22 protein-coding genes are annotated in these 21540 nt (G+C 72.5%); 7 read left to right on the top strand and 15 right to left on the bottom strand.

Annotated features, from left to right (window positions below; all coding sequences use genetic code 11):
* Positions 1-12: 12 nt before the first annotated feature.
* On the bottom strand, positions 13-2106 hold the full coding sequence (locus ACFYY1_RS19955) for a HelD family protein (RefSeq protein WP_388587131.1): 2094 nt from the start codon (positions 2104-2106) through the stop codon (positions 13-15).
* Positions 2107-2583: 477 nt separating this feature from the next.
* On the opposite strand from ACFYY1_RS19955, the gene ACFYY1_RS19950 reads away from it, so the two are divergent.
* Together ACFYY1_RS19950 and ACFYY1_RS19945 are read left to right on the top strand one after the other, a co-directional pair.
* On the top strand, positions 2584-2775 hold the full coding sequence (locus tag ACFYY1_RS19950; RefSeq protein ID WP_388587129.1) for a hypothetical protein: 192 nt from the start codon (positions 2584-2586) through the stop codon (positions 2773-2775).
* Between the two features lie 72 nt (positions 2776-2847).
* On the top strand, positions 2848-3231 hold the full coding sequence (locus ACFYY1_RS19945) for a hypothetical protein (RefSeq protein WP_388587127.1): 384 nt from the start codon (positions 2848-2850) through the stop codon (positions 3229-3231).
* Positions 3232-3282: 51 nt separating this feature from the next.
* On the opposite strand, the gene ACFYY1_RS19940 is transcribed toward ACFYY1_RS19945, so the two are convergent.
* The 3 genes from ACFYY1_RS19940 to ACFYY1_RS19930 all read right to left on the bottom strand — a co-directional run bounded on the left by ACFYY1_RS19940 (position 3283) and on the right by ACFYY1_RS19930 (position 8263).
* Positions 3283-4935: a DNA repair helicase XPB gene (locus ACFYY1_RS19940; RefSeq protein WP_376632232.1), complete on the bottom strand. Its 1653-nt coding sequence runs from the start codon at positions 4933-4935 to the stop codon at positions 3283-3285.
* 198 nt (positions 4936-5133) lie between these two features.
* On the bottom strand, positions 5134-5676 hold the full coding sequence (locus ACFYY1_RS19935) for a hypothetical protein (RefSeq protein WP_388587125.1): 543 nt from the start codon (positions 5674-5676) through the stop codon (positions 5134-5136).
* 118 nt (positions 5677-5794) lie between these two features.
* Positions 5795-8263, bottom strand: a complete 2469-nt coding sequence (locus ACFYY1_RS19930; RefSeq protein ID WP_388587122.1) for a helicase C-terminal domain-containing protein — start codon at positions 8261-8263, stop codon at positions 5795-5797.
* Positions 8264-8348: 85 nt separating this feature from the next.
* On the opposite strand from ACFYY1_RS19930, the gene ACFYY1_RS19925 reads away from it, so the two are divergent.
* Positions 8349-9521 carry a hypothetical protein gene (locus tag ACFYY1_RS19925; protein ID WP_388587120.1) on the top strand — a complete coding sequence of 391 codons (1173 nt, stop codon included), beginning with the start codon at positions 8349-8351 and terminating at the stop codon, positions 9519-9521.
* A 55-nt stretch (positions 9522-9576) separates the two neighbouring features.
* On the opposite strand, the gene ACFYY1_RS19920 is transcribed toward ACFYY1_RS19925, so the two are convergent.
* The 4 genes from ACFYY1_RS19920 to ACFYY1_RS19905 form a co-directional block, all read right to left on the bottom strand.
* Positions 9577-10563 carry an ABC transporter substrate-binding protein gene (locus ACFYY1_RS19920; RefSeq protein WP_388587117.1) on the bottom strand — a complete coding sequence of 329 codons (987 nt, stop codon included), beginning with the start codon at positions 10561-10563 and terminating at the stop codon, positions 9577-9579.
* A 143-nt stretch (positions 10564-10706) separates the two neighbouring features.
* Positions 10707-11564 (bottom strand): ABC transporter ATP-binding protein, encoded by an 858-nt coding sequence (locus tag ACFYY1_RS19915; RefSeq protein ID WP_388587559.1) that lies wholly within the window; start codon positions 11562-11564, stop codon positions 10707-10709.
* Between the two features lie 26 nt (positions 11565-11590).
* Positions 11591-12697: a FecCD family ABC transporter permease gene (locus ACFYY1_RS19910; RefSeq protein ID WP_388587114.1), complete on the bottom strand. Its 1107-nt coding sequence runs from the start codon at positions 12695-12697 to the stop codon at positions 11591-11593.
* Positions 12694-13704, bottom strand: a complete 1011-nt coding sequence (locus tag ACFYY1_RS19905; RefSeq protein ID WP_388587112.1) for a FecCD family ABC transporter permease — start codon at positions 13702-13704, stop codon at positions 12694-12696. The genes ACFYY1_RS19910 and ACFYY1_RS19905 overlap by 4 nt, the downstream gene beginning before the upstream one ends.
* Positions 13705-13857: 153 nt before the next feature.
* Between ACFYY1_RS19905 and ACFYY1_RS19900 the strand changes: the two genes are divergently transcribed.
* A complete protein-coding gene (locus tag ACFYY1_RS19900) occupies positions 13858-14475 on the top strand; it encodes an HAD family hydrolase (RefSeq protein WP_388587110.1) in 618 nt (205 codons plus the stop codon).
* Positions 14476-14487: 12 nt separating this feature from the next.
* Here the strand turns inward: ACFYY1_RS19900 and ACFYY1_RS19895 are convergent, their stop codons facing one another.
* On the bottom strand, positions 14488-14922 hold the full coding sequence (locus ACFYY1_RS19895) for an ATP-binding protein (RefSeq protein ID WP_388587108.1): 435 nt from the start codon (positions 14920-14922) through the stop codon (positions 14488-14490).
* Between the two features lie 211 nt (positions 14923-15133).
* On the opposite strand from ACFYY1_RS19895, the gene ACFYY1_RS19890 reads away from it, so the two are divergent.
* Together ACFYY1_RS19890 and ACFYY1_RS19885 are read left to right on the top strand one after the other, a co-directional pair.
* Positions 15134-15985: a helix-turn-helix transcriptional regulator gene (locus ACFYY1_RS19890; protein WP_388587105.1), complete on the top strand. Its 852-nt coding sequence runs from the start codon at positions 15134-15136 to the stop codon at positions 15983-15985.
* The gene (locus ACFYY1_RS19885; protein ID WP_388587102.1) at positions 15982-16188 is read left to right on the top strand and encodes a DUF397 domain-containing protein; all 207 of its coding nucleotides are present in this window, start codon (positions 15982-15984) and stop codon (positions 16186-16188) included. Before ACFYY1_RS19890 ends, ACFYY1_RS19885 begins: the two co-directional genes overlap by 4 nt.
* Positions 16189-16451: 263 nt before the next feature.
* Here ACFYY1_RS19885 and ACFYY1_RS19880 read toward each other — a convergent pair whose 3' ends face one another.
* Both ACFYY1_RS19880 and ACFYY1_RS19875 read right to left on the bottom strand, forming a co-directional pair.
* Positions 16452-16799 (bottom strand): hypothetical protein, encoded by a 348-nt coding sequence (locus tag ACFYY1_RS19880; protein WP_358944701.1) that lies wholly within the window; start codon positions 16797-16799, stop codon positions 16452-16454.
* A gap of 218 nt (positions 16800-17017) precedes the next feature.
* Complete coding sequence (locus ACFYY1_RS19875) at positions 17018-17242, bottom strand: hypothetical protein (protein WP_266730718.1); 225 nt, start codon at positions 17240-17242, stop codon at positions 17018-17020.
* Positions 17243-17481: 239 nt separating this feature from the next.
* Between ACFYY1_RS19875 and ACFYY1_RS19870 the strand changes: the two genes are divergently transcribed.
* Positions 17482-17865 (top strand): cold-shock protein, encoded by a 384-nt coding sequence (locus ACFYY1_RS19870; RefSeq protein WP_093540351.1) that lies wholly within the window; start codon positions 17482-17484, stop codon positions 17863-17865.
* Between the two features lie 19 nt (positions 17866-17884).
* Here the strand turns inward: ACFYY1_RS19870 and ACFYY1_RS19865 are convergent, their stop codons facing one another.
* Genes ACFYY1_RS19865 through ACFYY1_RS19850 form a run of 4 tightly spaced genes read right to left on the bottom strand, consistent with a single transcriptional unit; the run spans position 17885 to position 21400 of the window.
* A complete protein-coding gene (locus ACFYY1_RS19865) occupies positions 17885-18745 on the bottom strand; it encodes a 1,4-dihydroxy-6-naphthoate synthase (RefSeq protein WP_388587098.1) in 861 nt (286 codons plus the stop codon).
* Positions 18726-19430 carry a futalosine hydrolase gene (locus ACFYY1_RS19860; RefSeq protein ID WP_388587095.1) on the bottom strand — a complete coding sequence of 235 codons (705 nt, stop codon included), beginning with the start codon at positions 19428-19430 and terminating at the stop codon, positions 18726-18728. The genes ACFYY1_RS19865 and ACFYY1_RS19860 overlap by 20 nt, the downstream gene beginning before the upstream one ends.
* A gap of 29 nt (positions 19431-19459) precedes the next feature.
* Positions 19460-19939: a DUF2771 domain-containing protein gene (locus ACFYY1_RS19855; protein ID WP_388587093.1), complete on the bottom strand. Its 480-nt coding sequence runs from the start codon at positions 19937-19939 to the stop codon at positions 19460-19462.
* 27 nt (positions 19940-19966) lie between these two features.
* Positions 19967-21400 (bottom strand): MFS transporter, encoded by a 1434-nt coding sequence (locus ACFYY1_RS19850; RefSeq protein ID WP_388587090.1) that lies wholly within the window; start codon positions 21398-21400, stop codon positions 19967-19969.
* Positions 21401-21540 lie beyond the last annotated feature (140 nt).

The following is a 21540-nucleotide window of genomic DNA, read 5'->3' as shown; positions in this document are numbered from 1 at the left end:
GACCCCCGCTCCTCAAACGCCGGAGGGGCTGGATTTCGCCAGCTCGTCCGGCAGCTCCGCCGCGTGTACCACCGTCAGCCCCGACACCGCTCGCGTCAGCGCCACGTACAGGCGGCGCAGGCCCGTGCGCTCGTCCGGCTCGCCGTCCACCACCGCGGCCGGCTCGTCCAGCACCACGTAGTCGTACTCCAGGCCCTTCGCCAGCGACGCCGGGACCAGGGTCAGCCGGGACTCGGCGGTCGTCTCCTCGCCGGGGGAGAGGTACGCGTGGCCCGCCGCGCTCAGGGCCTCGGCCAGCGCGGGGATCCGGGCGTCGGCGGCGATCAGGCCGATCGAACCCTCCCGTTTCAGGGACGCCTCGCACTCCGCCAGTACCGCCGCGTCCAGCTCCGCCGGACCGGCCACCTCCCGTACCTCCAGCGAACCCGGCGACTCACGCACCGACTCCACCGCCGCGAGGCCCGGCGAGATCACCGGCAGCAGCCGCGAGGCGTACGCGATCACCTCGCGCGGCACACGGAAGCCCGCCGTCAGCTCCTCCACCACCGCGTCCGACTTGCCGAGATGGTGCAGCGCCTGCGCCCAGCTCTCCGTCGACCAGGGCGTCGTGCCCTGCGCCAGGTCACCGAGGACCGTCGCCGAACCGGTCGTGCAGCGCCGGCCCACCGCCCGGTACTGCATGGGGGACAGGTCCTGCGCCTCGTCGAGCACCACATGGCCGAGCGAATGCGTCCGCGCCACCAGGTCGTTCGCCTCGTCGATCAGCACCGCGTCCGCCGCCGACCACTTCGCCGACTTCACGCTCCGGGCCGGCTTCGCCCACAGGATCGCCTTCTGCTCGTCCTCGGTGAGCAGTCCCTGGGCGTGGGCGGCCAGGAACTCCGCGTCGGACAGCAGCCGCAGCACCAGCTTCGCCGGGTCGACGGCCGGCCAGATCGCCTTCACGGCCGCCTTCACCGCGGGGTTGCGGGCCACCGCGTTCTGCACCCGGTCGTCGGGGGCCTCGCCCGCCTCCTCCATCCGGACCAGGACGGCGTGCGCGATGCGCTGCGGAAGCGCTTCGTGGGCGGAGCCGTACCGCATGTCGCGGGCCAGCAGCTCGTCGACCATCTCCGCGATCTCGTACGCGGGCACCCGCCAGCGCCGCGAACCGCGCACCACCACGACCGGCTCCACCGGGGGCGTCACATGCGAACGGATCGCCCGCCGCAGCACCTCGGCCATCCGGGCGTCGCCCTTGACGACGGCGGCGGCCGCCGCGTCCGTGCCGCGGACCTCGATGCCGGCCGTCACCAGATCGTCGACGGTCGCCTGCTGCACCGCCAGCTCGCCGAGGGCCGGCAGCACCTGCTCGATGTACTGGAGGAAGGACCGGTTCGGCCCGATGACCAGCGTGCCGGTACGGGCCAGCCGCTCGCGGTGCGCGTACAGCAGGTACGCCACCCGGTGCAGGCCCACGGCCGTCTTGCCGGTGCCGGGACCACCCTGCACACAGACCGTTCCGCCGAGCTCGCTGCGGACGATCTCGTCCTGCTCCGGCTGGATCGTCGCGACGATGTCCCGCATCGGGCCGACGCGCGGCCGCTCGATCTCCGCCTGCAGGAGCCTGCTCGTCTGCTCGGCCTCGGCGGGATCGGTGAGGTGCTCGTCCTCGTACGCGGTCAGCTCACCGCCGGTGTAGCCGAACCGGCGGCGCTGCCCCACGTCCTGGGGGTCCTTCTTGGAGGCCCGGTAGAACGGCTGCGAGACGGGCGCGCGCCAGTCGATGACCATCGGGTCGCCGTCGGCATCGTGGACATGGCGGCGTCCGATGTAGAACTGCTCGCCCTCCGCCCCTTCGGCCCGATCCGCACCGACCCGGTGCAGATAGTCCAGGCGCCCGAAGAAGAGCGGGGTGTGGGCGAGATCGGCGAGCGACTTGATGCGCTCGTCGATCTGGGCCTGAAGTACTGCCGCGTTGACCCAGTTCGCGGTGACATCGCGGATGTCCAGGGCCTGGGCGTCCTCACGCATGGCGCGCAGCGCGGCGCGGGACGCGGTGAGATGGGCGCGTTCGCGAGCCAGCGGATCGTTGGTGGTGTCGCTCTCGTGTTCGTGCGCGGGCACGGTCTTGCCTCCGGCTGTTCAACGCAGGACGGCGGACCACGTCCGGCCCCGGACGGTGCTCGGGGCGATGCGGTCCGCTCGGGGATCGATCACGGGTACGCGCAGCAGGTGCGCGTACGGCTGTCGGCCGGTTTCCGTCCGGTCGGCGGCGCTCCCCCGGCTGCCGGCGGGCCCTCGCGGGCCGCTGCCGGTACCACGGTGCGGGAGGCGGGCAGACCGGCGATTGTATCGACCGAGGCCGCCCGGGGCGAGCGGATTACCGCCGGGACCCCTGATCCCGCCTGCCGGGTCCACCGCCGGGTCCACGGCCGGGTTCACCGCCGGGTTCACCGCCGGGTCCATCCCGTAGGGGACGGCATCCGACCGCAGACCTACCCGGACCACCGCCGGTTTCCGCCCGTGGGTCCACCCGCGCCCCCGCCGGATTCAGCCTGAGGGCCGATGCCCGTTCCGGCCGGGCGCAGGACCATGGAATACATGAGCACAGTCCTTCTGAACCCCCGCAGGACCGGCCCCGCGCACGGCGCGACCGCGGCCACCGGTCACTACCGCCCCCACCGTGTCGGCGACGCGGTCCGCGCCGTCAAGGTCTTCGCCCGCGCCGCGTTCGGCGTGGTCGTGCTCGGCGAGTACGCGGAGGAGGCGGGCGTCCGCCACAGGTCCCGCTGAGTACCCGGAACCGCCCCGGTATGAGTATCCGACCGGAGGTGGCCCGGCCCTGCCCCGGGATTGGGTAGCGGCATGGAGAACCCCGCCCCGACGAAGCCCACGCCGCCCGAGGACCCGATCCGCCTCGACGGCTGGATCGCCCCCGCCATCGCCACCGTGGCCGCGGTGATCCTCTCCTACGCGGCCCTGATGGTCGTCCTCTTCGCCTTCCTGGGCCCCGGCAACTGCGACGACGTGCGCGACGGCTGCTCCTGGGGCGCCGAAGCCACCCGCAGCGTCATGGGGACCGCCGCCAGGTCGATTCCGTACGTGACACCTCTGGGCCTGCTCGTCACGTGGATGCTGCCGTGGCGCTCGCGCTGGACCGCGGCCCGTCGCCGGGCCACGGCCTTCGCGTTCCTGCCGCACGCGGTGATCACGGCGTCCCTGCCGCCCCTGCTGGTCTTCGGCAGCTGACCGCCGCTGACCGCCGCTGATCGCCGCTGACCGCTGCCTTCGACCGCTGTCTCAGTTCTCGGTGTTCTCGGTCAGCAGCTCGTCCGCGTCCACGATCCGGTACGCGTACCCCTGCTCGGCCAGGAACCGCTGGCGGTGCGCCGCGAAGTCCTGGTCGATCGTGTCGCGCGCGACCACCGAGTAGAACCGCGCCTCGTGCCCGTCCGCCTTCGGCCGCAGCACCCGGCCCAGGCGCTGCGCCTCCTCCTGGCGCGAGCCGAACGTCCCCGACACCTGGATGGCGACGGTCGCCTCCGGCAGGTCGATGGAGAAGTTCGCGACCTTCGAGACGACCAGGACGTTGAGCTCGCCCTCCCGGAACGCGTCGAAGAGCTTCTCGCGCTGGGCGTTGCTCGTCTCGCCCTTGATCACCGGGGCGTTCAGGTGCTCGCCCAGCTCGTCGAGCTGGTCGATGTACTGCCCGATGACCAGGGTCTGCTCGCCGCGGTGCTTGCGCACCAGCGCCTCCGTCACCTTCCGCTTCGTCGCGGTCGTCGCACAGAACCGGTACTTCTCCTCGGCCTCGGCGGTCGCGTACGCGAGGCGCTCCGAGTCCGTCAGATTGACCCGCACCTCGACGCAGTCGGCCGGCGCGATGTAGCCCTGCGCCTCGATCTCCTTCCACGGGGCGTCGAATCGCTTGGGCCCGATCAGCGAGAAGACGTCCGACTCGCGGCCGTCCTCACGCACCAGCGTCGCCGTGAGGCCGAGCCGCCGCCGGGCCTGGAGATCGGCGGTGAACTTGAAGACGGGCGCGGGCAGCAGATGCACCTCGTCGTAGATCACCAGCCCCCAGTCGCGGGAGTCGAACAGTTCCAGGTGCGGGTAGACGCCCTTGCGACGGGTCGTCAGCACCTGGTACGTGGCGATGGTGACCGGCCGGATCTCCTTGCGGGTACCGCTGTACTCGCCGATCTCGTCCTCGGTCAGCGAGGTCCGCTTCACCAGCTCGTGCTTCCACTGCCGGGCCGAGACGGTGTTCGTCACCAGGATCAGCGTGGTCGCCTTCGCCTGGGCCATCGCACCGGCCCCGACCAGCGTCTTGCCCGCACCGCAGGGCAGTACGACGACACCCGAGCCGCCGTGCCAGAACCCCTCGACGGCCTGCTTCTGGTACGGCCGCAGCGCCCAGCCGTCCTCGGCGAGATCGATGGGGTGCGCCTCGCCGTCCACGTATCCGGCGAGGTCCTCGGCCGGCCAGCCCAGCTTCAGCAGGGTCTGCTTGATCTGCCCGCGCTCGGACGGGTGCACGGCCACGGTGTCCGGGTCGATCCGCGCCCCGACCAGCGGCTGCACCTTCTTCGAGCGGAGGATCTCCTCCAGCACGGGCCGGTCGGTGGAGGTCAGCACCAGGCCGTGGACCGGGTGCTTGGACAGGGTGAGGCGGCCGTACCGGGCCATCGTCTCGGCGATGTCGACGAGCAGCGCGTGCGGAACGGGATAGCGCGAGTACTGCACGAGCGCGTCGACGACCTGCTCGGCGTCGTGCCCGGCGGCCCGCGCGTTCCACAGCCCGAGCGGGGTCAGCCGGTAGGTGTGGATGTGCTCGGGCGCTCGCTCCAGCTCGGCGAAGGGCGCGATGGCACGACGGCAGGCGTCCGCCTGGTCGTGATCGACTTCGAGGAGCAGCGTCTTGTCGCTCTGGACGATGAGGGGTCCGGTCACGCGCGTCGGCCCTTTCTGCGGGGTGCGGCCACGGATGCGGCCAAACGTCCAGTGTGCCGCATGCGGGCGCGGTCGTGCCGGGTACTGGCACCGTCGTGCCGGGTACGGGCGCGATCGTGCCGGGTACGGGCGCGATCGTGCCGAGTACGGACCCGCGTGCCCGCCCGTCGGTCCGTCCGGCGGTGGCCCGTCCGTCGGTCAGTCCCTCCGGCGGTGGCCGCGTCCTTCGGGGAGCTGACCCAGGTGCACGGCGCGGTGGGCGGTCACCGCCAGTTGCCGGGCGTCCTCGGTGAAGGTGTCGATGCGGATCGCGCGTCCGTCGGTCAGCGTGATGTTGCAGGTGAAGCCCATGCCGCGGGCCTCGGCCAGCGGCCGGCCGTCATCGCCGTGCGCGCCGACGGACGCGATGTCCTGCCACGGGATCAGGGTCGCGGTGCCCGCCACCCGGTGGGTCAGTCCCCGCTCGTGGACGTCGAAGCTCTGCTCACGGGTACGGAAGCCCTGGATCAGCCGCCAGATCCCCAGGCCCAGCCCCACCAGCCCGACGCCGAGCAGCAGGCCGGCCAGCTGCGGAGCCCCGTCGGTGGTGCCGATCGACGCGATGGTCACCGGTATTCCGAAGGCCAGGCCCACCGCTCCGACGACGAGCAGGATTCCGGCCTGCCGCATCCGTCTGCCCCCGTCGGTACGGTGCTCACGGACGAATCCCCCCAGCTGCCTGGCCGCATCGGTGCGCCGCATGACATCCCCCTCCAGTGTCGTGGACACGCCAGAGTCTGCCCTTCGGACAGTCGGCCCGCCCCCGATTCGCCCGCACTGCGCGACGGGAACGAGGACGGGGGCGCACCCCTCGCCTCCATCACGCCGTCTGGTCGTCCGCCAGTTCCGCGACGCCGGTGATGCGGTGCAGCGGGTACGTGCGGACCTCGTCCGCCGTGTGGTCGTACGCCGTGACGAAGCCGCCCTCGACCCGGACCGGAGCGATGACGCGCTGGCTGGCGGCCCCGTCCGCGTTCACGTAACCGATCCAGAGCGCCGAACCGGTCATCGCGGCGGCCTGGACGGTGGCGAGGGTCTCGGCGGAGGTCGTACGGGGCAGGGCGCCGGGCGTGGCCTCGGGGGCGCCGGGGGACTCCGGGGCGTCCTTGCGGACCACCGTGGCGGCCGTGTCCCCCGCCCGGATCGCCCGGACCGCCGCGCCGAGCAGGGTGGCGTCCGGCACCGGAGGGCCCTCGGGGACGGGGACGGGGGCGGTGCGGGGCGGGGTGCGGCGGGCGCCCGCGCGGGTGATCAGGACGTCGCCCTCGGCGGACTCGGCGGCCGGGGCGTATCCCATGTCGCGCAGCCCTTCCAGCAGGGACGCCGGGTCTACCTGGGCGGCCAGGACGGTCGGTGCGAGGCGGCGCAGCCGCAGGGTGGCCGAGCGCTTGTCGGCCAGGATCTCGTTCAGCACGGCCTCGTCGTCGCAGCGCACGTACGAGGAGGCGGCGCCGATCCGGAGGTGGCCGTGGCGGCGGGCGACGTCGTCGATGAGGTAGCTGAGCGGCTGCGGGACGGGCGTGCGGCTGTGGGCGGCGAGGAAGGCGTGCAGGTCGGCCGCGGACTGCCCGGCGTCCAGGGCGCGGCGCACGGAGCCGGGGGTGAAGCGGTAGACCGTCGCGCCGCCCTTCGACTCGATGTCCGCGAGGGCGGAGAGCATGTCGGCCAGGGGGCGTTCCAGCGGGCCGGGGGCGACGGCCGTCAGGTCGGCCTGGAGCAGCACGTGGTCCAGCGGCTCCGGGATGAGCGGCGCGAGCAGCGTGGCGGCCTCGGCCGGTCCGGCGTCGAGCAGGGCGCGGGTGTGCGCGGCGAGCGCGCCGCGGCCGGTGATGCCGAGGAGCTCGGACTCGTTGAGCGTCCACAGGGCGATCCGGGACCGCAGGTCCGTGCCGTCCCCGGCCGAGGCGGAGGCGCCGCGCAGGGGGCGTTCCCAGCGCAGCCGGGCGAGGACGGTCTCCGGGTCGGGGGCGGTGCCGGGTTCCAGGCCGGCGAGGAGGGCGAGGACCCGGTGGCGTACCTCCGGGGCCGCGGAGCGGTCGAGCTCGGGGCCCAGTGCGGACAGGGCCCGGCCCTTGGCGTCCTGGCCGCCGACCAGGCCCGGGGTGCGGGTGGTGGCGAGCCAGGCGGTGGCGAGGCGCGTCCAGCGTTCCTGGGCGGGGAGGTCGGCCCAGTCGTCGTACGCGGGCGTCGGCGCGTACCGCTCGTCGGCCTCCCCGTCGGAGGCCAGCAGCCCGGCCGCGTAGGCGAGTTCGACCCAGAACGCGGCGACCGGCTCGGGGACCTCCAGGGCGGTGGCGGCCTTCTTCAGCTCGCGGACGCTGAGCCCGCCGGCCCGCAGTATCGGGGGCCCGCCGCCGTTCCAGCTCTTCAGCAGTTCCTCGACGGTGTTCACGGCCAGCAGCGCCTGGCCGGCCGCGGCGCTGTCCACAGCCTGTGGATCGCGGCTGGCGACCGCCTCCACGGCCGGCGGCCGCGGCTCCGGTACGCGGTGGGCGCGTCCCGCCCGCAGATGCAGGGCGGCCTCGCGGGGCAGCACCACGGTGCGGGTCGACACCGGCAGCAGCAGCCCGTGGTCGCGCAGCCACTTCACGGGCGGGGTGGGGTTCGGGGTCACCTCCCCGTACGGCGGCCCCCACACCAGCCGGTCCAGCACGGACAGGGCCTCGGCCGGGGCGGAGTCCAGCAGTTCGCCCATCCTGGCCCGGTCGGTGAAGAGCGCGGACAGGGCGGTCACGGCGGAGACCGGGTCGTGCGTGGCGGGCAGCCCGGCCGCGGCCAGGATCTCCTGGAGGCGGCCCGGGGACATGCCGGAGGTCGCCTCGGCGACGGTCGGCCCGAGACCGGTGGGGGAGGCGTGCTGAGGGGACGGCGCGAGGATCTCGCGCGCCGTGCGCACCAGCCGCAGCCGCTCGCCCTCGCCCCAGACCAGGGCCTGTTCGCGCAGCGTGGCCAGGGCGCCGGGCAGCGCGTCGGCGATCGCCGTACCCGCGTCGTCGCGGTGCTCGCCGTCGTCCCGGCCGTCACCGGTGAGCAGGCCGAGCAGCGTCTCGTACGGGGCGGGGTCGGCGGCCACCGCGAGCGCCTCGGCGGTCTGCAGGGCGAACTTGTCGAGGTGCTCCAGCGCGCGTACGACGGAGGCGCGGGTGCCGGCCCTCGTCGCGAGCTGGGTGATGTCGCCGGGCACCGGGCTGAGGAGATCGGGACGGGCGCGCAGCAGCGCGGCCAACGACTCGTCGTCCCGGGCCCGGAGCGCTTCGGCGAGCGTCCGCGGTGGTGTGGTCATCCCCATCCGTCCCACGGTAGTCGCTCCGGACAGACCTGAGAGGCTCTCAGGGCGCTACCGTCGGTGCAGGGCGGTAGAGGGGAACGATCGCGTGGGGATCGAGAGCGACCAGCTGGTCTACGACTATCTGAGCCGGGTCGGGGACCTGGCACAGCAGCAACAACTGTCCTCGGCAGCCCGGATGCGGCTCGTCTCGACGCTCCGGGGCGAGATCGACCGGCAGCGCGGAAAGCAGTCCGGGGACAGTCCGGCGGCGGTCCGCCGCATCATCGGGAGGCTCGGCGCACCGGACGAACTGGTGGCCGCCGCGGCCGCGTCGGGCGACGGGACGGTCGAACTCGCGGGGCGGCCGGAGCCCGTGGCGGACGTGGGGCGCGGCATTCCCCGTCCGCGCAAGGGGATGCTCCGGAAGGACGGCAAAGACAGTTCTGGCAAGGGCGCGTCGCGGCCGCAGGAGCCCGGACCGGGTGCGCCGGACGGACCTGGTGCCCCGGGCGGAGCCGGTGTGCCGGACGGACCTGGTGTGCCGGACGCATTCGCCGCGCCCGCCGCGCCGGACGGCCACGTGCCGTCGCCGCCGCACATGGCCGGTACGGACGAGCTGGGCCCGTCCGGGGGCGAGGCCGACTGGTGGCGGGTCGAACCCGGGCCGTTCGGTGCCGGGGTCGACGTGCCGGGGTTCGTCGGCGGCGTCGAGGTCCCGGACATGATGAAGCCGCCGCCGTCCCGGGACGCGGTGCCACGCCCGCGCGTGGCGCGACACGAAAAGGACGCGGCGGACGCGGCGGACGCGGAGGAAGAGGCAGAAGAGGCAGAAGAGGGCGAAGCGGGCGAAGAGGGTGAAGCGGAGGAGACCGCGCCGCGCCGCCGCCGGCTCCTGCGGCTCGGCCGCCGTGCGCCGCGCGAGCGCGGGGCGGGCGGCCACGGCTTCTCCCACCCGCTGCTGCTGCTCGCCGCCGTGCTGCTGCTGGCGGGCGTCGTGACGGGGTCCTGGCTGGCCCTGGCAGGTGGCTGGCTCCTCGCGTACAGCTCGCGCACGCTGTCCCGCGCGGAGGCGAAGTGGGCCGCGATGGGGCTGCCGGGTGTGGTCGCGGCGGGCGCGCTGGTCTGGCTGTGGGGCAGGACCGACGGCCGGTGGGGCGAGCCCATCGGGGCCGGGCAGATGAGCGACGCGATCGGTGAGATGTGGCCGTGGGTGGTGCGGGGGGCGGCCGTGGCCTCCGCGCTCTACCTGGTGTGGCGGTCGCGGAGACCACGGCCGTGACGGCCGGGCGCCGTCGCCCGGAATGGAGGAAGCCGTCGCCCGGAATGAAGGAACGTCAGCCGGTCATCTTCGCCTGGAACTCGTCGAGGATCTTGTCCGCGGCGGTGTAGCCGATGCCCGCGATCCACAGCCGGTCGTCGACCTTGAAGACCTTGCCGTCCTTGGACGCCTTCAGCCCCTTCCACAGGCCGCTGTTCATCGTCTTCGTCGTCCCCGCCTTCGCCGGGTCGCCGTACGTCGACGTGAAGACGACGTCCGCGTCCGCGAGGTCGATCTTCTCGGGCGACACGTCGTACGAGAAGCCGTCCTTGGCCTTGTCGGTGATTGCGGGGCGGCCCATGCCCAGGTCGGCGAGGATCGAGCCGATGTAGTTCTGCTTGCCGTAGATGCGGATGTCGGCACCCTCGACGAAGCGGACGAAGTTGACCTCGGTGGCGGCGGCCTTCTCCTTGCCGCCGACCGCCTCGGTCACCTTCGCGACGTGGGCGTCGTACGCGGCGACGGCCTTCTTCGCCTCGGCCTGCTTGCCGAGCGCCTCCGCGTGCAGCTGGAAGTTCTCCTTCCAGGCCGTTCCGGTGGACTCCGTCATCACGGTCGGGGCGATCGCCTTCAGCTGCTCGTAGCGGTCGCCGTCCCGCACCTTGGAGGTGAGGATCAGGTCCGGCTTCAGCGAGGCGACGGTCTCCAGGTTGGGGTTGGCGATCTCGCCCACCTCCTTGATGCCCTTGGTCCGGTCCGCCGGCAGGTACGAGGGGAAGCTTTCCTCCGACGCCGAGTGCGTCGCGCCGACCGGCTGTACGCCGAGGGTCAGCGCGGAGTCCAGCTCACCGGTGTCCAGCACCACGACGCGCTCGGGGGCGACCGGGACCTCGACATCGCCCATGGCCGTCTTGACGGTGTGGGTCTTCGCGGCGGCGGAGCCACCGTCCGCGCTGCCGGAGCCGGAGCCGGAGTCGGACGAACCGCAGGCGGTGAGCGTGAGCGCGCCGGCCAGGGAGAGGGCGCCGAGAGCGAGACCGCGACGGCGGACGGAGGGGGCCATGGGGGTGCCTTTCGTAGGAGTCAGGAGTCAGGAGTCAGGAGGTCAGGAGTCAGAAGCCGGCAGCCCGCAGCCGGCAGCCCGCAGTCCGCAGCCATCAGTCAGAAGTCAGAAGTCAGAAGTCAGAAGTGGGGATGCGCGCGGGCTCACGAAGCCGTGTCGGCCTGCCACGGCGCCCCCGGCACCACGAGCGGCGAACCCGTCACCGGGCACGGGACGACCACCGCTTCCAGCCCGAAGACCTCGCGCACGAGTCCGGCGGTGACGATGTCCTGCGGGCTGCCCTCGGCGACGATCCGGCCCGCCTTCATGGCGACCAGGTGGTCCGCGTACCGGGCGGCCTGGTTGAGGTCGTGGAGCACGGTGACGACGGTCCGGCCGCGGGTTCCGTCCGCCGCCGGGGCGGTGAGCCGGCGCACCAGGTCCAGGACCTCCACCTGATGGGCGATGTCGAGGTACGTGGTCGGCTCGTCGAGCAGCAGCAGATCGGTCTCCTGGGCGAGCGCCATCGCGATCCAGACCCGCTGGCGCTGACCGCCGGACAGCTCGTCCACGGACCGGTCGCCGAGCGCGGTGACATCCGTACGCTCCATCGCGTCCGTCACCGCCCGCTCGTCCTCGTCCGACCACTGCTGCCACCAGTGCTGGTGCGGCTGGCGCCCGCGGGCGACGAGGTCGCTGACGGTGATCGCCTCCGGGGCCACCGGGGTCTGCGGCAGCAGCCCGATCGACTGGGCGATCTTCCGGGTGGGGATCTTCGACAGCTCGGTGCCGTCGAGGAGCACGGTTCCGCCGCGCGGCTTCAGGAGCCGGCCGAGCGCGCGCAGGGTGGTCGACTTGCCGCAGGCGTTCGGGCCGACGATGACCGTGACCCGGCCGTCCGGGATGTCGAGGTCCAGCGCCTCGACGACGGTGCGGTCCTCGTACGCGAGCGTCAGCTCCCGCGCGCCGAGCCGACCGGTCGTGGCCGCGGCGGAGCCGGTCGCAGCCGTCCCGGCCACCATGGCGTCGGACGACATCGGGGTCGAACTCATGCTGTGCCTCCACTACGGCCGCGGCCGCCACGCTGACCGCGGATGATCAGCCAGATCAGATACGGGGCGCCGACCGCCGCCGTCAGTACGCCCACCGGCAGTTCGGTGGGCGAGAAGAGCCTGCGCGCCAGCAGGTCCGCGAACACCACGATCACCGCGCCGAGCAGCGCCGAGCAGAACAGCGGGATCTGCGCGGTGCGGGTCATCCGGCGGGCGATCTGCGGGGCGAGCAGCGCCACGAAGTCGACCGGGCCGGCCGTGCCGGTCGCCACGGACGCCAGGATCACGCCGAGCGCGACCAGACCCAGCCGTACCCGCCCCAGCCGCACCCCGAGCCCGGTCGCGGTGTCGTCGTCCATCGAGACGGAGCGCTGGGCGCGGGCGGCCCACAGCACGGCGGGCAGCAGGATCAGCAGCGTCCAGCCGATCGGCGCGACCTCGGCCCAGCCGCGCCCGTTGAGCGAGCCGGTCATCCAGATCTGGGCCTGCTGGGCGACCAGGTAGTCGCCCTTCGTCAGGAACAGCGTGGTGACCGAGCGCAGCGCGATGGCGAAGCCGATGCCGATGAGGACGAAGCGGGTGGCGTGCAGCCCGCCGCGCCAGGCGAAGACGTACACCAGCGCCGCCGCGGCCATCCCGCCGATGACGGAGAGGTACGGCAGCACGGTGTACGAGGTGATGCCGAAGGTCATCGCGCCGACCGTGAGCGCGCTCGCGCCCTGGCTGATGCCGATGATGTCGGGGCTGGCGAGGGGGTTGCGGGCGACGGTCTGGATCAGCGCACCGGCGATCCCGAAGGCCACGCCGACCAGCAGCCCCACGGTCATCCGCGGCAGCCGCAGCGTGCCGACGACCAGCTCGTCCGGGGACGGCTGCCCCAGCACCACCTTCACGACCTCGCCGGGAGCGACGAAGCTCTCGCCGACGCAGAGGTACGCGACACAGACGGCGGCCAGCAGCACGACGAGCGCGACGGCGACCAGGCCCGCCCGCCGGTGCAGCAGGAACCGCCCCCGCGCCCCGATCCGTACGACGTGGTACCCGGCGGGCCGCACCCGGACCTTCGTCCGGCTCTCGGCCCGGACCTCCGTACCGGCATTCATGCGGGCACCGCCTTCCGGCGTACGAGGGCGACCAGGAACGGCACCCCGATCAGCGCCGTCATCACACCCGCCGGGACCTCGCTCGGCGGGAAGAGGACGCGGCCGATCACATCCGACACCAGCAGCATCACGGGCCCGATCAGCGCCGCCATCGGCAGCACCCAGCGGTGGTCGGAGCCGACGACCGCGCGGGCGATGTGCGGCACGGCGAGCCCGATGAACGCGATCGGCCCGGCCGCCGCGACCCCGGCACCGGTCAGCACCGTGGCCCCGATGCCGCCGACGACCCGGACCGTCGCGACGTTCTGCCCGAGCCCCTTCGCGACGTCCTCGCCGAGCGCCAGCGCGTCGAGCCCCCGGGCGACGGACAGCACGAGCAGGATCCCCACCAGCAGGAACGGCCAGATCTGCTGCGCCACCTCGGCCTCGCGCCCGGCGATCGAGCCGACCTGCCAGAAGCGGAACTCGTCCAGCGCGGACGCCTTGGTCGTCAGCACCGCCGAGACCACCGACACCAGCAGCGCGTTGATGGCGGCGCCGCCCAGCGCCAGCTTCACGGGCGTGGCGCCGCCGCGCCCGCTCGACGCGATCGCGTACACGGCGACGGCGGCGATCGCCGCCCCCGCGAAGCCGAACCACACGTACCCCGTCAGGCTGTGGACCCCGGCGTACGCGATGGCCAGCACCACACCCACCGAGGCGCCCTGGCTGATGCCGAGGATGCCGGGGTCGGCGATGGGGTTACGGGTGATGCCCTGGAGCACCGTGCCCGCGATGGCCAGCGCGGCGCCGACCATCAGCCCGATCAGGGTGCGCGGCACGCGCATGTTCCGGATGACTTCGGCGTTGTCGGAGTGCCCGCCGTGCAGCAGGACGTCGAACACTTCGGACGGGGGTATGGAGCGGGCCCCCACGGCCAGGCTGAGGAGGACCGCCACGAGCAGCGCCACGACGGCCGCCGCCGTCGCGAGTGCGCGTCTGGAGCGGCGAGGTGCGGCGGCTGACATCGGACCCAATCAAGTGGTGACGAGCAAGTGGCGAAGAACAAGTGGCGCGAACGGTGCAAAGGTTAGGCTTGGCTAAGTCTAAGCACGGCCCTTCCGGGCCCGAAGGCCGCACCGGCGCCGGAGCGACGGAGGCTCCCACGGACAATGGATGCCATGCCCTCGCACCCCTTGACGGTCGGCTTCGACCTCGACATGACGCTCCTCGACACCCGGCCCGGCATCAAGGCCGCCTACCAGGCACTTTCCGCCGAAACGGGGACGCCGATCGACGCCGATCTGGTGGTGAGCAGGCTCGGCCCGCCGGTCGACGAGGAGCTGCGGAACTGGTTCCCCGCCGACAAGGTGGCGGCGACCGCCGACCGCTACCGCGAGATCTACGCCACACACGCCATCGCCCCCAGCCTCGCGCTCCCGGGCGCCCGGGAGTCGGTCGCGGCGATCCGCGAACGGGGCGGCCGGACGCTGGTCGTCACCGCCAAGCACGAACCGAGCGCGAAACTCCACCTGACCCATCTGGGCATCGAGCCCGACGCGGTCATCGGCGGCCTGTGGGCCGAGGCGAAGGGCCACGCCCTGCGCGAGCACGGCGCCCACATCTACGTCGGCGACCACACCGGCGACGTACGCGGCGCCCGCACCGCAGGCGCCCTGTCGGTCGCGGTCGCCACGGGCCCGTGCGACGAACGCGAACTCCGCGAGGCGGGCGCGGACGTCGTCCTGTCGTCCCTGACGGAGTTCCCGGCGTGGCTGGAGGGGTACGTGGCGGGCTGATGTGCGGGGCCGCTACGTCTTGGCCGCGCACTCCACCCAGAGCAGCTTCCCGCCCTGCCCGGGCAGCCCGCCCCGCATGGGGTACGCGCCCCAGCACTCCGCGTACAGCGTGACGAGGTACAACCCCCTTCCCCGCTCGGCCAGTTCCTCCGGCGCAGGTGCGCCCCACCGGAACGGGGCGGGGATGTGCGGGTCGGTGTCCCACACGCTCATCCGTACGCGGCTGCGCCCGGCGTCGCGCAGTCGGAGCGAGTACGGCCCCGAGGAGTACAGGTAGGCGTTGGTGACCAGCTCGCTCGCCAACAGCTCGGCGGTCTCCGTGAGGTCGCGCATGCCATGCACGCGCAGGACGTTACGGAGGGTGGTACGGGCGACGCCGGGGGCGCGGGGATCCTGCGGGAGTTGGAGGGTGTATGTCCAGGGCGGGGATACCGTGGAACCGACCATGGAAGTCTCCGTTCACGGGAGGGAGTTGGATCGCGGATTTCCTGCTGCCCGGTGACGAGGCCGCTCCGTCGAGCGGGGTGCTTCCGGGCGGGTGGCCTGAGGCCGAGACTAGGGCCTCTGCAAGTTCTACTTGCACTGCGCCCGTGAAACGGCACGCAGATTCCCTCGCGCGAGCGATGAGTCGAACTCGACTCCGCAAAGGAGGAGTTACATGGCGGGCAGATCTGCCCCGACCGGCCGGCGCATCCGGATCGCCACCGAGCTGCGCAAGTTGCGCGAGCGTGCCGGTCTCACCGCCACCGAGGCGGCACGCGTGCATGGCATCGGCCAGGGCCAGCTGAGCAACATCGAAACGGCCAGGTTCGGGGTGAGCGGCGAGCGGCTGCGCACCATGGCGCAGAATTACGAGTGCTCCGACCACGCCTTCGTCGAAGCTCTGGTCGACATGGTCAATGACCGGAAGCGCGGCTGGTGGTCCGATTACCAGGAACTCCTGCCGACCTCTCTCCTGGACCTTGCAGAGCTGGAATACCACGCAGAACGACTACGCGGTGCCATCGCGGCGCACATCCCCGGACTGCTCCAGAGTGCCGACCACGCGCGGGAGATCTTCCGGCAGCATGTTCCGGAGCTCCCGCCGTCGGACATCGAGCACCGTGTCTCCTTCCGGATGAAGCGCCAGGCCGTACTGTGTGGGGCCGAGCCCACCTCGTACCAAGCGCTCATCCACGAGGCCGCGCTCCGCACCGAAGTCGGCGGCCCCAAGACGGCGCGGGCGCAGTTGCGGCGCCTCCTCGACACGAGCGAGGAGGACCACGTCACCATCCAGGTCATCCCGTTCAAGGCAGGCGCGATCCCCGGCTCCGGCCAGTCCATCTACTACGCGTACGGCCGAGTCCCCGAACTGGACACCGTCCACCTCGATCAGTCCCACGGCCTCGCGTTCCTCGACGCCGAGACTCAACTGCGGAACTACCGGACCCTGTTCAGCAGAATTGAGGGCGCCGCACTGTCGTCCCAGGACACCAGGGATCTGATCCACCACATCAGTCAGCAGCTATGAGAGGAATGCCGATGCCCGCACACGACCATTGGCAGAAGTCGTCCTACTGTGCCCAGGGAGACTCGTGTGTACATGTCGCCACGGATGTCGGCGGCGTCAAGCTCACTGAGAGCAGCGACCCCACCGGAGCGATACTCCGCACCACACCACACGTGTGGGCCGCCCTCGTACGCACCCTCAAAGAGGGCCACTGCCAGGGCTGACTCCCGCATCCTCGCGGCCGTCCGGCTCCCGCCCCGCAGCCCACGGCTTCACCGTGCGTTCCCGCGCTCCCTCTGCCCTGCCGCTCCCGCCCCGGCCGCCGGGTTCCCGCTTCCCGGCGGCCGGTATCTCGCGTACGTATGGGTGGTGCGCGCGGCCGTACGGCCAGTACCCGAAGCCGTCCTCCTCGGTGACGAAGCGGTGTTCGCGGTACGGGAGTTCACCCTGTTGAAGGGCCGTGACGGGCGGGCCCTCCGGCGGCAGATCAGGTCAGCGGCGCGGGAGCCGGAGTGCCGTAGAAGGTGAGCGGCGGCCAGCCCTTCGACTCGGCGATCGCGGACAGTGCCTGGGCCACCTCCAGGGCTGTGATCTCCTGCGCCGACGGGGAACCGTTGGGCCAGTCCACCCGCACGCTGAACGTCATCTCCATCATGAGGTCGGACTCGGCCATGCTCTGCTGCGCCTTGAACTCAGTCCCCGGGCCGAACTCCGCCGGGGCCGACTGCGCTTCCTCGGTCCCGGCTGCCCTGGCCGTCCCGGCGGACGCGAACACGGCACCGGCCGCGGCGGTTCCCGAGTACCCCAGCAGCGACCGTCTGGAAATCTCCGACATGGTCTCCTCCTCCTGTCGTCGCTCCCGCCCCACCCGCGGGAGCCGAGGCCGATCATATGGACGGGGCTCCCGCGATGGGGTGACTTCTCCATAGTCGGCGGGGCGAGGGAGATGCGTCGGGATCCGCGGATCCGCGCCAGGACACCCAGGACCTGATCCACCGCATCAGTCAGCAGCTATGAGAGGAATGCCCATGCCACACGGATGTCCGACCCGCCCTACCGCTTCGCCGCCCCCGCCCGCACCGACCGGATCACGCCCGCCGCAGCGATCAGGAAGCCGACGCCCATCAGCATGCACAGCGACCAGGCGATGGACGGCAGCGGATGGGTGCCGAGGAAGAGGGGGGCCATGGTGGCCAGGGTGGACAGTGCGCCGATGAAGAAGACGATCGCGCCGATCCGGACCAGCCGGTCACCCGCGCCAGAAGGTGTAGTACTCACCGGGCCAGGGTAGTTCCCGGCGGCGGAGAACCGCCCCGCGGTCGCCCCCGCGGCCACCGGCGCGTGAAGCAGGCGCCGTTTCCGGACAGAGTCCGGATGACCAGGCTTGACGAGGGGTACTCCCCCTGGGGAGGCTGCTGCCAGCAGGGGAGCACCACCACTGGATAGCCTGACCTGCTGAGGATTTGTTCCGGGTTCCGGCATACAGGTTGCATACGGGTTGAGATGGGGTGCGTGCTTTGCCGACTGGCAAGGTCAAGTGGTTCAACAGCGAGAAGGGCTTCGGCTTCCTCTCCCGCGACGACGGCGGCGACGTCTTCGTACACTCCTCCGTGCTCCCCGACGGCGTCGACGCCCTCAAGCCCGGCCAACGGGTCGAATTCGGGGTCGTCGCAGGTCAGCGTGGTGACCAGGCGCTCTCGGTGGCGGTCTTGGACCCGACCCCGTCCGTCGCGGCCGCGCAGCGCCGCAAGCCGGACGAGCTCGCGTCCATCGTGCAGGACCTGACCACCCTGCTGGAGAACATCACGCCGATGCTGGAGCGCGGCCGCTACCCCGACAAGGCGGCCGGGAAGAAGATCGGCGGCCTGCTGCGCGCGGTCGCCGACCAGCTCGACGTCTGAAAACCGACCAGAAGAGCGCTCAGACGAACGACAGCGCGTCGGGGCCGAGGGGCGGTACCAGTCCCTCGGCCGCCGCGCGGGTCAGCAGTCCACGGATCGCCGCGTAGCCGTCCTCGCCCAGGTCGGCGGTGAACTCGTTGACGTACAGCCCGATGTGCTGGTCCGCCACCGCCGGGTCCATCTCCTGGGCGTGGGCCAGCACGTAGGGCCGGGACGTCTCCGGGTCGTCCCAGGCCATCCGTACCGAGGTGCGCACCGAGTCGGCGAGCAGCTTCAGTGTGTCCGCGCCCAGCGAGCGCTTGGCGATGATCGCGCCGAGCGGGATCGGCAGCCCGGTCGTCTCCTCCCAGTGCCGGCCCATGTCGGCGAGGTTGTGGAGCCCGTAGTTCTGGTACGTGAACCGGGCCTCGTGGATGACCAGGCCGGCGTCCACCTTGCCGTCGCGCACCGCCGGCATGATCTCGTCGAACGGCATCACGACGATCTCGCCGACGCCGCCCGGCACCACCTCGGCCGCCCAGAGGCGGAACAGCAGATACGCGGTGGAGCGCTCGCTCGGCACGGCCACGGTCCGGCCGGTCAGGTCCGGGTCCGCGCCCTCCCTCGTGAGGACCAGCGGGCCGCAGCCCCTGCCCAGCGCCCCGCCGCACGGCAGCAGCGCGTACTCGTCGAGCACCCACGGCAGCACCGCGTACGACACCTTGAGGACGTCGAGCTCGCCGCGCTCGGCCATGCCGTTGGTGATGTCGATGTCCGCGAAGGTGACATCGAGGGCGGGCGCGCCGGGGACCCTTCCGTGCGCCCAGGCGTCGAAGACGAAGGTGTCGTTCGGGCAGGGCGAGAAAGCGATCCGCAGCGGGTCAGGATTCGTGTCGGTCATGGTGGGTCCAACCTTCCAGTACGGGTGCGAGCTTCCCGAACGCCTCGGTGAGCGCGGCCAGCGCGTCGCCGATGCGCCAGGCGTCCCGGTCACGCGGGCCCACGGCGTTCGAGACCGCCCTGATCTCCAGGACGGGCAGGCCGACGCGCTCGGCGGCCTCCGCGACCCCGAAGCCCTCCATGGCCTCGGCGGCGGCCCGAGGGTGCGCGGCGAGCAGGGCGGCGGCGCGGTCGGCGGAGCCGGTCACGGTCGAGACGGTGAGGACGGCGCCGGTGACCGCGCCGGTGGCGGCGGCCACCTCTCGTACCAGCGACCGGGGCGGGAAATGCCAGGCCCGGCCGAAGCCGAGCTCGGTGACCGGCACGAAGCCCGTCGCGGTCTCGGCGCCCAGATCCGCCGCGCCGATGCGGTCGGCCACCACCAGGGAGCCGACCGGTGCGACGCCGGTGAACCCGCCACCGATGCCGGCCGAGATCACCAGGCCGTAGCGGTCCGAGGCCAGCCCGAAAGCGGCCGAGGCCGCTGCCGCGCCCGGCCCCGCGCCGCCCGCCAGGACGTCGAAGGAGCCCACGCGGTGGATCTCCGCGCCCGGGACGAAGAAGACCGACGCCTCGGAACCGTCCCCGAACGCGCGCGTGACCGCGTCCCGTTCTGCTGGGACAGCGGTCACGACGAGCACACGCACGGGGGAGAGCCTCCGAGGTCAGGAGGGGATCAGGAGGTCTTCTTCAGCTCGAAGTGCCAGATGCCGACGAGCTTCTTGCCCTTCGTCTCCACGATGCTGATCTGCGTCTTGTTCGTGGTCTCGCCGGTCTGGCTGGAGAAGAAGGCGCTGCCCGGGATGGACCGGTAGGTCTTCTTGTACGGCTCCTGCTCGGCCTGCTGACCGTTGATGAACAGCGTCCAGCCGTTCTCCGCGACCTCGGGGTCGACGCCGAAGCGGACCTTGTCGTCCATCGCGACTTCGACGGACTTCTCCGCCTTCTTGTTCAGGCAGCTCTGGTACTCGGACGGCTTGAGCGCCTCGCCGTCGTTGTAGCAGGACGCCTCGGAGCTCACCGAGTTGCCGCCGACCGTTACGGTCGCGAGCGGCGTCGGCTTGTCGCAGGCGGAGAGGACAAGGAGTCCCGCGGACACGGCACCAAGAGCGACGCCGATTCGGCGGCCCTTACCGGAGAAGAACGCAACGGTCATGGGCCGAAGGCTATCGGTCGCTCCGGTTCATGCCACGCGGGGGTGCGGCGAGCCGCGGCGCGCCGCGCCCAGCAGACCCCGTACGGACGTTGCGGCGCCGAGGGCGAGGATGCCCGCGGCGACCGACATGCCCAGTACGCCGTTGAGGGGGAGGGCGATGCCGATGCCGCCGCCGATCACCCAGGCCATCTGGAGCACGGTCTCGGACCGGGCGAACGCGGAGCTGCGTACCTCCTCGGGCACGTCTCGCTGGATCATCGCGTCCAGCGAGAGCTTCGACAGGGCCAGCGTGAAACCCGCGGTGGCGCTGAGCGCGGCGACCATGACCGTGCCGAAGAGGAGCGCGGCGAGCACCGCGACCCCCAGGGCCAGGGCCAGCATCGAGACGACGATCGCCTCGGGGGCACGGGCCCGCAGCCAGGAGCCGACCGCCGTACCGGACGCGTTGCCCACGCCGGCCGCGACACCGGCGATGCCGAGCGAGACGGCGGCGCTCTGCCCGGCGAGCGGGTTCTCGCGCAGCAGGAACGCCAGGAAGAAGATCAGGAAACCGGAGAGCGCGCGGTGCGCGCAGTTGGCCTGGAGCCCGTTCAGCACGGACGGGCCCACGGACCGCAGGCCGGGCCGCTTCTCGCCGTTCCGGTCCCGGTCCCGGCGCCGCGCCCGCTCCGGCCGCCCGCCCGCGCCGCGCCCCGACTCGCTCCGGGAGACCGCCACGCCGTGCGGCGGCACCAGCTGGGCCTTCCGCTCGCCCTTCGCGGAGTCGACCTTCGGCGGCAGCGTGAAGGCGAGCACGGTCCCGGCGAGGAAGATCGCGCACGCGCCGTACAGCGGCCAGCCGGGCCCGACGGTCTGGAGCCCCGCCCCGACCGGGGCCGCCACCCCGGTCGCCAGGAGCCCGGCCAGGGTGACCCGGGAGTTCGCCTTCACCAGGGAGAAGCGGGGCGGCAGCAGACGCGGCACGACGGCGCTGCGCACCACCCCGTACGCCTTGGAGCAGACCAGGACGCCCAGCGCGGCCGGATACAGCTCCAGGCCGCCGGTGGCGACCGCGCCCGACATGGTGATCGCGAGCACCGCGCGGGCCAGCATCGAGCCGGCCATCGCGGCGCGGCGGCCGTGCGGCAGCCGGTCCAGGAGCGGGCCGATCACGGGGGCGAGGAGCGTGAAGGGCGCCATGGTGACGGCGAGGTAGAGGGCGACCCGGCCGCGGGCCTCGTCCGTCGGTACGGAGAAGAACACCGTCGAGGCGAGCGCGACCGTGATCATCACGTCGCCCGCGCCGTTCACGGCGTGCAGCTCGATCAGTTTGCCGAGCCCGGACTCCCCGGCGCCGTGGGCGTGCGTCGCCTTACGGATGCCCTTGGCGGTTCCGGTGAACGGTTTGTGCAGGGCATGACCGACCGCCCGGCCCGCCCTGCGGAGCGGGCCGGATTCTTTGTGCGACCTGGCGGAAGTCACTTCGTCATAGTGCCCCAGCCACAGTGGCGGCGAACCGGCGACGGGGCGGGGCGGGGCGCACTCCGCCCTGTCGGGCCAGTGAGCCGCCCCGCCCGGACGGCGGCTCCCGGGGGCTCCCGGGGGCGCCGGGGGCACCCGGG

The organism is Streptomyces sp. NPDC001890 (assembly GCF_042891445.1).
GTDB lineage: Bacteria > Actinomycetota > Actinomycetes > Streptomycetales > Streptomycetaceae > Streptomyces.
Note: the sequence above shows the minus strand (reverse complement) of the source record. Positions and strands in the feature narration are given on the sequence as shown.